This is a genomic window from Streptomyces sp. AC627_RSS907 (assembly GCF_019049165.1).
In genome coordinates this window covers 1-682 of the sequence record NZ_JAGMUE010000901.1, presented here as the reverse complement: position 1 = coordinate 682, position 682 = coordinate 1, and the positions used below count along the sequence as shown (strand labels likewise).

Here is a 682-nt window from a genome sequence, read left to right as displayed (position 1 = left end):
GGTGCTGGTTGGGGTAGTCGCCCGCCGGGTAGCGCCGGTCCTCGGCGTGCCGGGTCACCCACAGGTGCTTGGTGGCGTACGCGACCCGGCGGGTGACCGCCGCGTCGGGCTGGGCGAGGAGGACCGGACTCGGCTGCGGGATCAGCGCGTACGCCACGGGCTGGCCCACGCGGTTGCGTACGGACGGGTTGGAGATCCGCCAGTGTCGGGACGTCGTCGGGTCGGCGAGCCGGGCGCCGTCGGCGCTGTCGGTCAGGGGCGTGGTGCGGATGGTGAACGCGTTGCCGTTCGGGTTGGCCGGGCCGGAGGGCACCGGCACCGCGTCCACCTCGTGCACGGAGTTGCGGTCGCCGTCCACCGCGACGTCGAGCCGCACGCAGAACAGGTGTTGGTGGTAGGGGGCGACCAGGCCCGGCGCGATCTCCGTGCCGTGCGGCGAGCCGGTGCCGGGCTCCACGGCGGTGGTCTGGACGATGCCGGTGGACTTCACCTCGAAGGCGATGCTGCCGTCCTGGTGGAAGTACCAGTAGAAGGCGTAGTCGTAGTTGCCGACGGTCGCGATGTAGGAGATCACGAGCCGTCGCGCGCGGCGGCTGTGGGCGGCCATGTCGTTGAAGATGTCGGTGTGCTTCCAGAGCAGGCCGATGTCCTCCTCGTGGATGCAGATGGCGTTGATCAACGT

General features: G+C 70.5%; 1 pseudogene. It reads right to left on the bottom strand.

Features of this window, described 5'->3' with window-relative positions:
- Positions 1 to 682, bottom strand: a pseudogene (locus KUM32_RS39360) (tyramine oxidase); the annotation flags it as partial.